Annotated in this window: 13 protein-coding genes; 10 read left to right on the top strand and 3 right to left on the bottom strand. The window is 58.2% G+C overall.

What is annotated here, in order from left to right; translation table 11 throughout:
* Positions 1–23 precede the first annotated feature (23 nt).
* A complete protein-coding gene (locus GJU83_RS02485; RefSeq protein WP_153633589.1) occupies positions 24–986 on the bottom strand; it encodes an AAA family ATPase in 963 nt (320 codons plus the stop codon).
* Between the two features lie 163 nt (positions 987–1,149).
* Between GJU83_RS02485 and GJU83_RS02480 the strand changes: the two genes are divergently transcribed.
* The 5 genes from GJU83_RS02480 (at position 1,150) to GJU83_RS02465 (ending at position 9,564) form a co-directional block, all read left to right on the top strand.
* On the top strand, positions 1,150–6,036 hold the full coding sequence (locus tag GJU83_RS02480; protein WP_153633588.1) for an NAD-glutamate dehydrogenase: 4,887 nt from the start codon (positions 1,150–1,152) through the stop codon (positions 6,034–6,036).
* Positions 6,037–6,101: 65 nt separating this feature from the next.
* Positions 6,102–6,785, top strand: coding sequence for a carbonate dehydratase (gene can / locus GJU83_RS02475; RefSeq protein WP_069183229.1), 684 nt, complete (start codon positions 6,102–6,104; stop codon positions 6,783–6,785).
* A gap of 120 nt (positions 6,786–6,905) precedes the next feature.
* A complete protein-coding gene (locus GJU83_RS18940; RefSeq protein ID WP_167352692.1) occupies positions 6,906–7,079 on the top strand; it encodes a hypothetical protein in 174 nt (57 codons plus the stop codon).
* A gap of 124 nt (positions 7,080–7,203) precedes the next feature.
* On the top strand, positions 7,204–8,250 hold the full coding sequence (locus tag GJU83_RS02470; protein ID WP_153633587.1) for a class I SAM-dependent methyltransferase: 1,047 nt from the start codon (positions 7,204–7,206) through the stop codon (positions 8,248–8,250).
* A gap of 165 nt (positions 8,251–8,415) precedes the next feature.
* Positions 8,416–9,564 (top strand): class I SAM-dependent methyltransferase, encoded by a 1,149-nt coding sequence (locus GJU83_RS02465; protein WP_153633586.1) that lies wholly within the window; start codon positions 8,416–8,418, stop codon positions 9,562–9,564.
* Positions 9,565–9,577: 13 nt separating this feature from the next.
* Here GJU83_RS02465 and GJU83_RS02460 read toward each other — a convergent pair whose 3' ends face one another.
* Positions 9,578–10,198, bottom strand: coding sequence for a riboflavin synthase subunit alpha (locus GJU83_RS02460; RefSeq protein WP_153633585.1), 621 nt, complete (start codon positions 10,196–10,198; stop codon positions 9,578–9,580).
* A 157-nt stretch (positions 10,199–10,355) separates the two neighbouring features.
* Here GJU83_RS02460 and GJU83_RS02455 point away from each other — a divergent pair, with 157 nt between their 5' ends.
* The 5 genes from GJU83_RS02455 (at position 10,356) to GJU83_RS02435 (ending at position 14,557) form a co-directional block, all read left to right on the top strand.
* Positions 10,356–11,249, top strand: coding sequence for a hypothetical protein (locus tag GJU83_RS02455; protein ID WP_153633584.1), 894 nt, complete (start codon positions 10,356–10,358; stop codon positions 11,247–11,249).
* A 60-nt stretch (positions 11,250–11,309) separates the two neighbouring features.
* Positions 11,310–11,987, top strand: a complete 678-nt coding sequence (locus tag GJU83_RS02450; RefSeq protein ID WP_069183234.1) for a TetR/AcrR family transcriptional regulator — start codon at positions 11,310–11,312, stop codon at positions 11,985–11,987.
* A gap of 84 nt (positions 11,988–12,071) precedes the next feature.
* Positions 12,072–12,536 (top strand): L,D-transpeptidase family protein, encoded by a 465-nt coding sequence (locus tag GJU83_RS02445; protein WP_370686080.1) that lies wholly within the window; start codon positions 12,072–12,074, stop codon positions 12,534–12,536.
* Positions 12,537–12,560: 24 nt separating this feature from the next.
* The gene (locus GJU83_RS02440) at positions 12,561–13,772 is read left to right on the top strand and encodes a mechanosensitive ion channel family protein (RefSeq protein ID WP_153633583.1); all 1,212 of its coding nucleotides are present in this window, start codon (positions 12,561–12,563) and stop codon (positions 13,770–13,772) included.
* The gene (locus GJU83_RS02435; RefSeq protein ID WP_069183237.1) at positions 13,769–14,557 is read left to right on the top strand and encodes an S-methyl-5'-thioinosine phosphorylase; all 789 of its coding nucleotides are present in this window, start codon (positions 13,769–13,771) and stop codon (positions 14,555–14,557) included. Before GJU83_RS02440 ends, GJU83_RS02435 begins: the two co-directional genes overlap by 4 nt.
* Here GJU83_RS02435 and GJU83_RS02430 read toward each other — a convergent pair.
* Entirely contained in the window at positions 14,532–15,359 is an 828-nt protein-coding gene (locus GJU83_RS02430; protein WP_153633582.1) for a CsiV family protein, read from the bottom strand. The two genes, GJU83_RS02435 and GJU83_RS02430, sit on opposite strands and share 26 nt — an antisense overlap.
* Positions 15,360–15,365: the final 6 nt, after the last annotated feature.

Below are 15,365 nucleotides of genomic sequence, written 5' to 3'. Positions count from 1 at the left end.
GTGTATTACTTCCGTCGATGGCTTCAGGCGCTCACCGGAACACGTTCGATCAGCCGCTCGATGACGGTATCGGCGGTCATGCCTTCGGCCTCTGCCTCAAACGTCAGCAGGATGCGGTGTCGGAGCACGTCGAAGGCCATGGCACGTACATCATCCGGGGTGACGTAGTCGCGGCCGTCAAGCCAGGCCAGTGCCCGGGCACAACGATCCAGGGCAATGGTGCCGCGGGGGCTGGCGCCAAAGGCGGTCCAGCGGGTCAGTTCCGGGTCCAGGGCGGCCGGATCACGGGTGGCCAGCACCAGCGCCAGCAGGTATTGCTCAACAGGCTCTGCCATGTAGATGTTGGCGACGTCCGCCCGGGCTTCGAACACCTGATCTGCCGTCAGGCGCAGATCTGTCTTGGGCAGGCCATGCCGATAATCGTTCCTTGCCAGTTGCAGAATAGCCTTTTCAGCCTCCGCCGACGGGTAATGGATGACCACATGCATCAGGAACCGGTCCAGTTGGGCTTCGGGCAGCGGGTAGGTGCCTTCCTGTTCGATGGGGTTCTGGGTGGCCATGACCAGAAACAGCCGGTCCAGCGGAAAGGTGCGCATGCCCACGCTGATCTGTCGCTCGCCCATGGCTTCCAGAAGGGCGGACTGGACCTTGGCGGGTGCCCGGTTAATTTCATCGGCAAGCACGAGGTTATGGAATATGGGGCCGCGCTGGAATTCGAACTGCCCTGTTTCCGGGCGGTAAATCTCACTGCCAGTGACGTCGGAAGGCAGCAGGTCCGGGGTAAACTGGATTCTGTGAAAATCACCGTCCAGGTGGTCGGCAAGGGCTTTGATGGCGGTGGTTTTGGCCAGACCCGGTGCGCCTTCGACCAGCAGGTGGCCGTCGGCAAGCAGCGCGATCAGCAGGCGATCCACCAGTTTTTCCTGTCCGATTATCCGTTTGGCTAACTGTTCCCGTAACTCACCGAACGTATGCTGTAGCGACATTGGAAATGACTGCTCTCTGTATCTGAAGATTTCCCGGAGAAACCCGTATCGTGCGTAGGTAGTTGCCGAAGTTTTGGCGTCTGGCCGGCAAAAATCAAGGGTTTGACTATGCTTATGTGACGATACGCCGATTACGTTTATTTCACACTAACTGAGGTCGACCATGAATGCGCTGACAGTGGCCAGCAAGGATCAATTCTTTGAACAGTTGGCTGACGCTTTCGCGAAGAAGATTTCAAAAACCGAAGCCAGGAAAATCAGCGAATTTGCCAAGCAGCATTATGCGCATATCCCACTTGAAGAACTGGTCAGTCGACGATTCGGCGACACCTATGGGGCAGTTCTTGCCGCATGGCAGTTTCTGCAGAAGCGGTCTGCCGAAGAAACGCCGGTTGCCGTATTCAATCCTGATCTGGAGAGTGATGGCTGGCAGTCGACGCACACCGTTGTCTTTATTCTGCACCCGAACATCCCGTTTCTGATCGACTCCCTTCGTATCGCCATTAACCAGCGGGAGATTGGTACCCATTCTATCCAGCACTCGATTTTGCAAGTGGAAAGACAGAGCGATGGGAAGCTGAAGAAACTGCACACCACCAAGAAGAAGGCCTCCGGTTCGGACTACGAAGCGTTCATTGTCCTTGAGATCGACAGACACAGTGATCCGGAAGATCTCCGGGACCTGGAGGACACGCTCCAGAATGTCCTCCATGAGGTTCGGATTGCCGTCAGCGACTTCCCGGTCGTTACCGAAAAGGTAAACGAGATCCTGGGCGAGCTGGACAGCACCACGGCGGGCATCAATGACGAACAGAAAGAGGAAGCCCGGGCATTTCTGGAATGGCTGGCCCGGGATCATTTTACCTTCCTTGGTTATGACGAGTACGACTTCGCCAAGGACAAAAGCGGAATGGTTGTTCGCCGGGTCGAGAACTCGGAACTGGGCATTCTCCGCGTCAATAACGAGCGCCCGGACCGGGTTCGCCTGAATGAATTGCCCCAGCGCACTCGCCATGAAATGACCCGAAGCGACGATATTTTTATCTTCGCCAAGTCGGCCCAACGTTCGCGGGTCCACCGGCCTGCGTACCCGGACTACATTGCCGTCAAGAAATTCAACAACAAGGGCGAGGTGGTCGGTGAACGCCGTTTTCTCGGCCTTTACACCGCCCGGGTCTACAACGAGCGGCCCGACGAGATTCCCTTGCTGCGTCGCAAGTTCCAGAGTGTCATGAAGCGGTCCGGGTTCCTTCGCGATGATTACGCCGGCAAGGAGCTCGAACAGATCCTCACGGTGTATCCCCGCGACGAGCTGTTCCAGATTGAACCGGAAGAACTTCTCAAGGTGGCGAAAAGCATTCTGTATATTCAGGAGCGCCGCCGGATCGAGCTGTTCATGCGGGAGGATGTGTACGGCCAGTTTGTTACCTGCCTGGCGTTCTTCCCACGGGACATCTACAACACCGAGTTGCGACTCAAGGTAGAGCAGGTGCTGGTAGACCGGCTGGAAGCCGAGGACGTGGAGTTCGTAACGCACTTTTCCGAGTCGGTACTGGCACGGGTCCAGTTCACCATCCGGGTCCCCCAGGTTGAAAACCGCCAACTGCCCACAGCCGAGATTCGCGAGAAGGTTATTGAGCTTGCGCAGTCCTGGCGCGACGGACTTTCCGAAGCCCTGAGCGAGGCTTATGGCGAAGAGCAGGGTAATGAGCTGTACCGGCTTTGGGCGGGTGGATTCCCGGCCAGTTATACCGACATGTTCTCGCCCAGGCGGGCGGCCATCGATCTGGACCACATTGCGGCATCGGCCAACAATCACGATCTGGCTATGAGCTTCTACCGGGCCCTGGAGGAGGACGAAAGCACGCTGCATTTCAAACTCTTCTATCCAGATGAGCCGTTGCCCCTGTCGGATGTGATGCCGATATTCGACAACCTGGGCTTCCGGGTAATTGGTGAGCACCCCTTCGAGGTGACCGACAGGCACAACAAAACCGTCTGGATCCACGATTTCACCCTCCAGGCCCACACCGGCAGTGTTGTCGACATCCATCGCATCCGGCCAATATTTGAGGAGCTGTTCCGTCGGGTCTGGCACGGCGAAGCGGAGAACGACGCCTTCAACAGGATGCTGCTTTCCTCCTACATGAGCTGGCGGGAAATTGCGCTGCTGAGGACCTATGCCCGCTACATGCGTCAGATCCGGTTCTCCAACAGTCAGACGTTTATTTCCAACACGCTGGTCAACCATGTTGAGTTGACCCGTCTGTTGCTGGAGTTTTTCGAGATCCGCTTCAACCCGGAGCGCTACCAGAGTCCCGGCAAGAGCCAGGCGGCCCAGCAGAAACTGGAAATTGAATTCAATGCCGGTCTCGAGAATGTCGAGAATCTCAGTGAGGACCGGGTGCTTCGGCTCTACCTGGAGCTGATGCAGGCCACCCTGCGCACCAACTACTACCAGTTGGACGAGGCAGGTGGCCCCAAACCCTACATCAGTGTGAAGTTCGATCCGTCCCGCATTCCGGACATGCCTCTGCCCATGCCGATGTTCGAGATCTTCGTGTATTCGCCGCGTGTTGAGGGTGTGCACCTGCGGGGTGGCAAGGTCGCCCGGGGCGGCCTGCGCTGGTCAGACCGGTTCGAGGACTACCGCACCGAGATTCTGGGCCTGGTCAAAGCCCAGCAGGTCAAGAATGCCGTCATCGTGCCGGTTGGTGCCAAGGGAGGTTTTGTGGCCAAGCGCCTGCCGGACCCGTCAGACCGGGAAGCGTTCCAGGCTGAGGGCATCGAGGCCTACAAAACGTTCATTCGGGGGTTGCTCGATATTACCGACAACCTGGTGGATTCGGGAATCGTGGCCCCTGAACGGGTTATTCGCCACGACGAAGATGACCATTATCTGGTTGTGGCCGCTGACAAAGGCACCGCCACCTTCTCGGATATTGCCAACGGACTGGCCGCGGAATACGGCTTCTGGATGGGCGATGCCTTCGCCTCCGGTGGCAGCAATGGTTACGATCACAAGAAAATGGGCATTACCGCCCGGGGCGCGTGGGTATCGGTAGAGCGACACTTCCGGGAGATGGGCATCAACCCTGCGCTCGATGAATTTACCGCCATCGGCATTGGTGATATGGGCGGCGACGTGTTCGGCAACGGCATGCTGTGCTCGGAGAAGACCAAGCTGGTTGCGGCCTTCAACCACGTGCATATTTTCATTGATCCCTCGCCGGATCCGGAGAAAAGTTTCAAGGAGCGCAAGCGCCTGTTCGGGCTTCCACGATCCGCCTGGACCGATTACGACAGCAAGCTGATATCGAAGGGCGGCGGCGTATTCAGCCGGAATTCGAAATCGATCCCCGTCAGTCCGGAAATGAAGAAACTGCTGGGTATCAAATCGGATCGGGTGCCACCAAACATGCTGATCTCGCACATCCTCAAGGCCCAGGTCGACCTGCTCTGGGTGGGTGGTATCGGCACATATGTGAAAGGCGCCAGCGAGTCTCACGGCGACGTGGGTGACAAGGCCAACGACGGGCTGCGGATCAATGGTTCGGAGTTGCGCTGCAAGGTGGTCGGCGAGGGTGGCAACCTGGGCCTGACACAGCTTGGCCGGATTGAATTTGCCCTGCGGGGCGGGCGTCTGAACACCGACTTCATCGATAATTCCGGTGGCGTCGATTGTTCTGACCATGAGGTCAACATGAAGATCCTGCTCAACCGGGCCGTGGCCATGGGCGATCTCACCAACAAGCAGCGGAACGTCATGCTTGAGGAGATGACCGACGATGTCGCAGAGCTGGTGCTGAAGAACAACTACCGGCAGACCCAGGCGATCAGTATTGCCAGTGAGGATGCCGCGACGCGGCTGGAGGAATATCGCCGGCTGATGAACACCTTCGAGGGCGAGGGCAAACTGAACCGCACCCTGGAATTCCTGCCGGATGATGAAACCCTGTCCGAGCGCAAGCTCGACAAGAAGGGGCTGACCCGGCCGGAACTGTCGGTTCTGATTTCCTACGTGAAAGGCGATCTGAAGCAGACCCTGATCGACAGCACTCTGCCTGACGATCCGCTGCTGGCTGGCGAGATGTACAAGGTGTTCCCGAGGGATCTGACCCAGAAATTCTCGAAGGAGCTGGGAGAGCATCAACTGCGCCGTGAAATCATCGCGACCCAGATTGCCAACGACATGGTCAACCACATGGGGATTACCTTTGTGGAGCGTCTGAATCAGTCTACCGGCGCCGATGCGGCTTCCATTGCCCTGGCCTGGATCATCGCCCGGGATGTGTTCCGCATTGATAACTGGTGGGACAGGATTGAGGCCCTGGATTTTCATGTGCCGGCCCAGCTGCAGATGGAACTGATGCAGGACCTGATGCGTCTGATGCGTCGTTCGGTGCGGTGGCTGCTGCGCAACCGTCGAGCGGAGCTCAGCATCCAGCACCATATGGAGCGTTTTGCCGACAGCGTCTGGGCGATTACTGCGGGGCTGCCTGAGTACCTGGGTGATCAGGCCAGGACCAACTGGGAGAAACGGCATCAGGCTCTAGTAGATGCCGGTCTGCCTTCGGAGCTGGCATCCGTGGTCTCTGGTACAGGACACCTGTATTCGTCCCTGGGCATTATTGAGGCCCACGAAGCCTCTGGCATGCCACTGAAAACCGTTGCCAACCTCTACTATGAGTTGGGTGATCGTCTGGACCTGAACTGGTTTGCCAACGCCATTGCTGCGCTCAAACCGGCTTCCCACTGGCAGGCACTGGCCAGGGAGAGTTTCCGTGAGGACCTCGACTGGCAGCAGCGCGCGCTGACCACCGGGGTTCTGAAGCTCGCGGAAAAGCCGGAGGACGTCCCTGCCTCTGTTGAGAACTGGCTCTCGCGTCATCAGCAGATGATTGATCGCTGGAAATCCATGCTGTCAGAACTCAAGGGTGTGCGAGAACCGGAATACGCCATGTTCTCGGTGGCATTGCGAGAATTGCTGGATCTGGCCCAGAGCACAATGCACCAGCCGCACGCTGAGGCAGAGGTTGAGACCAACTGAGTATTGCGTTGAAACCCGCATTCCCGTTCAATCGCTGATCGGGAACCATCAAATGGAGTGGGATAATGGGTCAGCTTGACCATCTTCTTGAAAAAAACCGGGCCTGGGCGGATGGCATCAAGGCCCAGGATCCCCAGTTTTTTCACCGCCTGTCGAACCAGCAGGCACCGGAATACCTGTGGATAGGCTGTGCGGACAGTCGCGTGCCGGCCAACCAGATCGTCGACCTTCTGCCGGGGGAACTGTTCGTACACCGGAATGTGGCCAACGTGGTTGTCCATACGGATTTTAACTGTCTGTCGGTGCTGCAATTCGCTATCGAAGTGTTGAAGGTGAAGCACATCCTGGTGGTTGGGCACTACGGTTGTGGCGGTGTAAGAGCGGCCTTGCTCAATGAAGGGTTCGGGCTGATCAGCAACTGGCTTCGTCATGTTCAGGATGTCCGTGACCGTCATCAGCAGGTGCTGGATAATCTGCCTAACGTGCAGGACCGGGTGGATCGGCTTTGCGAGCTCAACGTCGTTGAGCAGGTAGGGCATGTGTGCCAGAACAACATTGTTCAGGAAGCCTGGAGGCGGGGCCAGCCACTAACGGTCCATGGTTTTGTTTATGACGTTGCCGACGGGATTCTCCGGGATATGGGGCTATCGGTCGCCAGCGAGGAGGATCGTGAACGGGTCCGGCAGAACAGTATCGACGAATTGGTGCAAAGGCCGGTAAGGTCGGGGCGTCAGAAAGTCGTCCAATAAAGAATGTAAAATTGCGTCAAAAATTCGTGATGAGCGTCACTTCCTGACCCTCGGCGTCATCACAGTTGGTCACCTCCCGCTTTGCTAAAGTGGATCCTGCAGTAAGCGAGGAGGTAGACCATGAAAGAACTGATGCAAAAAGCCCTGACAGTACTGAGCCAGCGTAAAGACATCTCGGCCGGCGCGGAGCAACAGGGGCGGGGGCGGAAACCTTCTGATGCCAGCCAGTCCGAAGACTGGGGTATGTCCCCTGAAGATGCCTTGCGGGTTGGCACCGTTGCCCGCTACAAGTGACCGAGTTTGCCGTGGTAGTTACCCTCTGAAAGCCCTCCAGCCTCTGCCTTGCAGGGGAGACGCGAGGGCTCATTCCGGTTAGAGTATCCCGCTTGCGAACCAACCACGCGGGACCAGCTAATCAATGTCATTGCCCAATTCCCATGAAGCCTTATTGCGAAACCGCCAACTGTTGCAGGGGCGGGTTGCCCTGTTGGGCATGGCCGCCACCGGGCTGCTGGCCGACCTGCCTGCCGGTGGCATGGCCATGAGCGAGCATGCCGGTGTCTGTGCCTCGCTCGCCGGGCAAGCGGGCTGGCAGATCTGTTTCGGCTACGATGATCCGGCACTGGCAGCCGGCGCTTTCGACACCCTGGTTGTATTCCTGCCCAAGGCCCGGGCCGAACTTGATCTACGTCTTGCCCTGGCGCGCTGGCTGGCGGCGGCGGGCGCGCGGCTGGTGCTTGTTGGTGAAAAAAAAGAGGGGATTGCCGGCGCCGTCAAGCAGCTCAAGGCTGTGGCCCCTGGGGCTACTAAGGTCGATAGCGCAAGACACTGCCAGGTCTGGTGTGCTGATCAGATCGAAACACTGCCTGAATTCTCGCTTGAGCAATGGATGAGCTGGACAGGCATTGACTGCAAAGCGGTGCATCTGGAAGTCGCGGGACTGCCGGGCATTTTCAGCCTCGGCGAGCTGGACGAGGGTACTCGCATGCTGCTGGAGACGCTGGACGAAAATCCATTGCGGTCTGGCCCTGTGCTGGATTTTGCCTGTGGCGCCGGAGTCCTTGGCGCCTGGTTGCACCGCTGGCACGAGCAGCAGAACCAACCTCGGGTCACAGTCGACGGAATCGACGTTCAGTCCCAGGCCGTCATCTGTGCCCGGGCTACCTATGAGCGCAATGGCGTTTCCGGGCGCATCCTGGCCTCGGATGGTCTCTCCGCAGTTGAGGGCACCTGGCCCGTTATTCTGAGTAATCCCCCCTTTCATACCGGTGTCAGAACGGACATGTCGATGACCGAGCGCTTTCTCCGGGAAGTTGGGCGACATCTGGCGCCGGGTGGTGAGGTGCGTCTGGTCGCGAACAGCTTTCTGCCCTATGAGCCATTGATGAAGCGCTGCATCGGCCCGGTTGAGCGCCTGAGAGAAGACCGCAGGTTTACGGTTTATCGCGCTTTTCGTCGTTCCTGAACGAAAAAAGCCCCTGGGGTGAGGGGCAAAAGGTTTGCGTCCAGAACAACGGAGCCAACCGGAAAAGGGATGTTCAGCGTGAACACCTCCAACGTTAGGATTAATTTCTAGAATAAACAGCCTAGAATGGCGCTTTTGTGACAAAAAGCCTCCAGGATGCCTGAAATGACAACTGCAGAACTCGTTTTTTCCGAAGGCAGGCTGATTCTGGGCCGCCCGGGGACCGATGATCCGACGCTGAGAGCGTGGGATGCTGCTGACGAGCTTTTGCTGGAACAGGCTCTTGACGTTGCGGCGGGTATAGAAGAGCCCCGGGTCCTGGTGGTGGACGATCAGTTCGGGGCCCTTGCGTTGGGGCTTTCGCGACTGTCGCCCATCGTTGTTGCCGACAGTGCTGTGCTGCCCGCCGCACTGGCAAGCAACGCTGCATTGAATTCCGCGTTTTCTTCAGGAAAGCAGGTTTATAGCTGGATCGATCCGCCTGCGGGCCCATTCGATCTGGTGGTGTTGCGGATACCGCGCCAGGCTGACTATCTGGCCTGGTTGCTGCGCTGGCTCAATGGCGTGATAACTGATTCCAGTGTCTTGCTGGCAGGCGGGATGATCAAGCATTTGCCGTCCAAAAGTGTCGAGGTATTTGGCGAAGCGGTGCAGACGGAACAGGTGCTTCCCGCACGAAAAAAGGCTCGGGTCATTCGGTGTCGGAAAGGTACTGAGAGTCTGGCGGGCTGGCCGGGATTCTGGAAGGGGTATGCACTATCCGGCAGGAACGGTGAGCTGGCAGTCCAGGCATTGCCCGCGGTGTTCGCCAGGGAAAAGCTGGATATCGGTAGCCGCTTGCTCCTTCCGCACGTGGCGAGAGAGGTATCCTCCTTGCAGGCTGGGAGCTCTGTGATGGATCTGGCCTGTGGCAACGGCGTGCTGGGCTTGACGGCGCTCTCGGAAAGACGGGATGTGCAGTTGGGTTTCAGTGACGTTTCAAGCCACGCTGTGCTCAGTGCCCGACATAATGTCGAAAAGGCTTTCCCGGAGGCCAGCGCGTTCTTTTCCCACTGCGATGGCATTGATGTCGGTGCGGGCGCTTTCGAGCTGATCCTTCTGAATCCACCGTTCCACGAGGGCGGCGTGGTCGGTGATCATATTGCCCTGCGGTTGTTTGAGCAGGCCTCGAAGCACCTGAAGCCAGGAGGGCGCTTGCTCATGGTTGGTAATCGCCACCTGGGTTATCACCGAAGCCTGCAGCGGTATTTTTCGCGGGTAGAACAGCTGGATGCCAGCCCCAAATTCGTGGTGTTCCGGGCCGGCAACCGCTGAAACACCACATGAGTCAGAGCGTCGGGGCCGGGCGGTCGTATCCGAGTCGGGCCAGGGTGTCCACGATGGTCTGGGTCTGGCTGTCTATTTCGATGTTAACCCGTTGACCCTCTTCACAGGTGCCGAAGGTTGTGGCCCTCAGTGTTTCCGGAATCAGATGGATGTTGAACCGGTTGCCCCGCACTTCACCGATGGTCAGGCTGGCGCCGTTGATGGCGATGTAGCCTTTGGGAAAGATGTAGCGTGTCCACTCGTCGGGAACTTCAAACCACAGGATGACGTTGTTTTCCGGTCTCAGGATTTCGACAATCCGGGCGGTTGTATGAATATGTCCGGACAGCAGGTGACCGCCAATCTCATCGCCGATACGGGCGGCCCGTTCGAAATTCACCTGGTCTCCGGTTTTCAGATCCCCCAGGGTAGTCAGTCTCAGGGTTTCCTGCATGGCATCGAAGTAAAGCACGCTGTCTTCCTGGCGTGTCACGGTCAGGCAGGTGCCGTTGATTGCGACCGATGCGCCAATCGACACGCCGCTAGCCTTGTCTGCGGGCAGCCGGATAGCAAACGTGCTCAGTCCGGGCTCGGCCTTGACGTCGTCGATGGTTGCAATGCCCTGGACAATGCCTGTGAACATAATCCTGACCTCGTAAAGTGTGGTGTTCGGATGCCTTTCTGGCAGGTGCGCCAAGGATAGCGACCGGACTGGCGAATGCCAAGATCGGGGCAGGGAATTCAAGTATCCGATGTGACGGTCGATACCTGTTTAAACCCTTTAATCCGGACAATCTGCCATGGCTGAAAATCAGAGTAAGGCTGCCACCCAGGCGAATGAGCCGGTGCAGGCGCCGGTGTTGAGGCCGGGGCGGGCGGCCGATCCTGTGCCGGCCCCCAGAACGGCGGATGCCCAGCCTTCGGCTCCAGTATCCGACAGTCAGGCTGACAAAGGTGCACCGTCCGAGCAGGGCCCGGACACCGGTTCAGAGCCCGATAACGGCTCAGCTGGTCAGGAATCCCGGGAGGCAGGTAGCAGCGGGGCCGAGAGAGTGATGGCAGAATCCCGGCAGCGCAAGCTCCGGCTGATGCTGCGGCAATGTGATCGGGTTCTGCTGATGGATTTTGATCTGCTGGCCATGAACGGTTGGCCGGATAACTTTACGTTGGCTGAAGCCCGTCGTGGGCGGGATCTGTGGTTGTTCAGCGCCTTGATTGCCGCAGCCATCTTTCTGAGCGGGCTGACCGGGTTTGTCCCTGCCTGGATTGCAGGCGGCGGCTTCGGCGCCTTCGTGATCATTCTGTTGCTGGGAATACCGGCGGTACGCAGAATCTATACCACCAAACCTTCCTATCTTGACCTGATCATGACCCGCCAGAGGATGATCCGTGAAGCGCGGCAGCACGTTGCCCACCTTGAAGGCTCGGACGGCCTGATCTGGCAATGCGCCCGGATGGCAGATTTTAATCCTGCGCTGAAGAATACCCGGTTCAGTCATCTCCTGAAGTTGTCCGAGAGCCGGGTTCTGTCACGGCAGTTGACGCGCAGGGAGCATGTGCGTCTGTACCTGATCTACCTGCTGGAAGCAGAGAAGGCGTACAGCCGCGTCCAGAAGGCCTTTTTCGAGGGTAACCAGGAAGCAATTGACCGGGGTTGGGAGGAAGTGGCGGCAGAGCCTGAGCCCAGAACTTGACACGGATGCGCTTCAAACGTATGTTTCAAACAGACGTTTGCTAGAGGCATTGATAACAAAATGGCGCAGTCTGATACCGTTGACCGGATTCTCGATGCAGCCGAAGAGCTGTTCGCCGACCGGGGTTTTTCGGAAACCTCGCTCCGAATGATTACCAGTAAGGCTAAAGTAAATCTGGCCGCTGTCAATTACCACTTTGGTTCAAAGAACGCCCTGATTCACGCCGTTTTCGCACGCTTTCTGACGCCGTTTTCTGCAACCCTGGAGAACGCCTTTGATGAGCTTGAGGAACGCTGTGACGGCAAACCGCCAACGCTGAATCAGACGCTCTGGGCGCTTACCGAAAGTGCGGTGCGCATGCCTCAACGCAACGAGAAGGGCATCTCGATCTTCATGCGCTTGCTTGGGCTTGCCTACACCCAGTCCCAGGGGCATTTGCGCAAGTTCCTGGAACAGGAATACAGCGAGCCCTTCAGCCGTTTCATGCGGTTGCTCAAGGAAGCGACTCCCCAGCTGTCGTCGGTGGATAGATATTGGCGCATCCAGTTCATGTTGGGAGCAACAGCCTTCACCATGTCCAGCAGCGATGCATTGAGAGACATCCTTCAGAACAAGTTGGGTGTGGAAACCACAGTTCAGGAAATTGCCGCGCGATTGGTCCCCTTCCTGGCCGCCGGCATGCAGGCGGAAGACGCCATGCTGGTTCCACCGGTTGGCAGCAAGGTCTCGGTTGCCTGAGTTCCACTCTCTCGGTTAGGCTTCCACCTTTACCCCAAGGGAGCCTGGCCGGTTTTGACGCATCCTGCATCAGTCCGCATTGATATAGATCTGAGCCTCCAGCGCCTGCGGCTTGAAACCGCAGGCGGAGAGCTTGTTGCTTCCTATCCGGTTTCCACCGCGTTGAACGGGCCGGGAGAGAGCGATGGCAGTGGCTGTACGCCCCGGGGAGAGCACTATGTCCGGGCCTGTATCGGGGCAGGACTTCCCGTTGGAACCGTATTCCGGGCACGGCGCCCCACCGGAGAAATCTACAGCTCCGAACTTGCCCGTCAGCACCCTGACCGCGACTGGATCCTGAGCCGGATTCTCTGGTTGTGCGGCCGCCAGTGGGGCGAAAACCGGGGGCCGGGTGTCGATACTTTCCGTCGCTTCATATACATTCACGGCACGCCGGACAGTGAGCCGATGGGAGTGCCGCTGTCCCACGGCTGTGTGCGGATGCGCAATGAAGACATTATTGATCTGTTTGATCGCGTCGCGCCGGGAACGGCCGTTTCCATTCGATAAACCTTTCGAGACCAGAGGGATCCGATGATCGGAGATGTTATGGCCATGGTGAATGGCTGGATCGAGAATTTCGGGCTGCTGTCTGAAGCCTGGCGCGTCGGAATTGTCGTATTTGCGCTGGTTTTCGGGACAGCCACGGTGGCGTATATCGCCAGCCATATCATCGCTGCCCTGGAGCGTAAATTCAGTCAGACCAAGAACCTGTTTGACGACGCGTTATTGCACGCGGCCCGCAAACCGGTTGTAGCGTTTGTCTGGCTGCAAGGGGTCTACTGGGCTGCGGAAGTGGCTCATAAATACTCGGAAGCAGAGATATTCAAGGCGAACGAGTCCGTCCTTCAGATCGGTTTCATCTTTGTTCTGGTGTGGGCCGTTCTTAGGCTGATCAAGGAAGCTGAGGGGATACTGGTATCGCCTCTGAAAATGAAGCAGCCCATGGACTACACCACCGTCAACGCGGTGAGCAAATTGTCCCGGGCGGTGGTCATCATTACTGCAGTGCTTATTGCGATGCAGTCCATGGGCTACAGCATTTCCGGTGTCCTGGCGTTCGGCGGCGTGGGCGGTATTGCCGTTGGCTTTGCTGCCAAGGACCTGCTGGCCAACTTTTTCGGCGGCTTTATTATCCATCTGGACCGGCCGTTCAAGGTAGGGGACTGGGTACGTTCACCGGATCGCAATATCGAGGGTACGGTGGAGCACATCGGCTGGCGCCTCACCACCATCCGAACCTTCGATAAACGGCCGCTTTATGTGCCCAATGCCGCGTTCACCACCATCGCGGTGGAGAACCCATCGCGCATGACCAATCGCCGGATCTACGAAACCATCGGCATTCGGTATGCCGATGTCGGGCAGATGGCGTCCATCGTTGATGACATCAAGGCCATGCTTCAAGAGCATGAAGAGATTGACAGCGATGAGACCCTGATCGTGAACTTCCTCGCGTTCAATGCCTCCTCGCTGGATATCATGGTGTACACCTTTACCAAGACAACCCAGTGGGTCCGGTTCCACGAGGTGAAGCAGGATGTGCTGCTGAAAATCAGTGACATCATTGAGGGTTACGGTGCCGAGGTGGCTTTCCCGACCCGCACATTGCATCTTCCGGAGGGCGTGAGGCTGTCCGGATCACAGTCCGAGGGTTCATCAGACAAGGGCGCGGCGGATTCATCCGGCAAGTCGCAGAATCGCCAGACCACTGGAGATGTAGAAGATTCAGGAGAGGCAGAATGACGTCACCGGAGAAAATGCACCCTGTTGGCATTATTGGCGGCACCGGCCTGACCACCCTTTCGGGCCTGGAAATCACCGGTGAAAGGCAGGTTGGCACGCCATGGGGCAGTCCATCGGCGCCGCTGGTGGAAGGGCGGCTTGGCGATCAGCCCGCTATCTTCCTGTCGCGACATGGTAATCCGCACCGTATTCCACCCCATCAGGTTAACTATCGGGCGAATCTGAAGGCCCTTTACGATGCCGGTGTCCGGACGGTAGTGGGTGTCAACGCCGTCGGTGGTATCCACCCGGATATGGGGCCTGCCCACGTCGTTATTCCCGATCAGATTATTGATTACACCTGGGGGCGTGCCAGCACCTTTTTCGAGGGTGACCTGGAGTCGGTGACCCATATAGATTTCACCTGGCCCTATGACGAGAGTGCCCGTCAGATCCTGATTGATGCCGCAGGCGCAGAGGGCGTGCCGTTTTCCGGTTTCGGGGTGTATGGCGCAACCCAGGGGCCAAGGTTGGAAACTTCAGCCGAGATCATCCGGATGGAACGGGACGGATGCGACCTCGTGGGCATGACCGGCATGCCGGAGGCCGCGCTGGCAGCGGAACTGGGGATGCGCTATGTCTGTCTGGGGCTGGTGGTCAATTGGGCGGCTGGCAAATCCGATCACATCATCACGATGGAAGAGATCGAGGCGGCCATCGAGCAGGGAATGTCCGGTGTTAAACGGATTCTCGCAGTGTCGATGGCCGGCCTTGGAGTGCTTACTCCGTTGCCTCAATCTTCTTGAAGAACACCAGTACGCCGATCGTGGGGGAGTCCAGGAAGTGGATTTCCTCGCTGCGCATACGCCGGGTTTCCCGAATCCAGGTCAATAACTCCAGCGGGGCAGGCTCAGCCATTACAGCAAGTGGCTGAGCGGCAGATTCGTCGAGTGTCGTTGAAGAGGGAGCGGTGTCTTCAGCGCCGGTCGCCCCTGCAGGCGGGGGCGTCTCCTGTGACAACTCGGTCGTCTCGTCTTCAGGCAGGGCTTGAGCATCTTCCGCCAGCTGCCAGTGGTTGAGGTGAACATTTACGTGCAGGTAGCGTTGCCGGTCGATGGTAATGTGGCCTTCAACCTCCCTGGTACGGGCGTTGTTAATCCAATCACCAATTTCCACCTGCAGGGGCGTGCCCTCGTAATCCGGCGGGAACGCCTCATACCAACCGGCAGCCAGGAGCACACGGTACCGTCCACTGCGCTCAAGTCGCGCCGCCGCGCTGGCAAGGTGAAGGTCTTCCCGGGGCGCCAGTTCCAGGGTGGTTTCCGTGGTGCCATCCTCCAGCGCAGACCAGAGAACCTCCTCCGTTTCTATCGGCTCCTCTACCGTGCGGCCAGACATGCGCTCATTCACGGCCTCGGGCTCTATAATCCGCTCAAGAATCACGAACTCGGCCCGGTAGTAATCGTCGGGAATGGGGGTGCCGGGCTCCAGGGGCAGTGTTGCCCGGTCTGGCTGTTGGGCAGCCCCTGTGGCTGCGAAGCTCAGCAGGAGGGCGGCCAGGAAGGCCCGGGTCGGGTATCGGCACCAGCGAATTCCGTCAGTCTGCAAGGGTCG

It is taken from the genome of Marinobacter salsuginis (genome assembly GCF_009617755.1).
GTDB lineage: Bacteria > Pseudomonadota > Gammaproteobacteria > Pseudomonadales > Oleiphilaceae > Marinobacter > Marinobacter salsuginis.
Note: the sequence above shows the minus strand (reverse complement) of the source record. Positions and strands in the feature narration are given on the sequence as shown.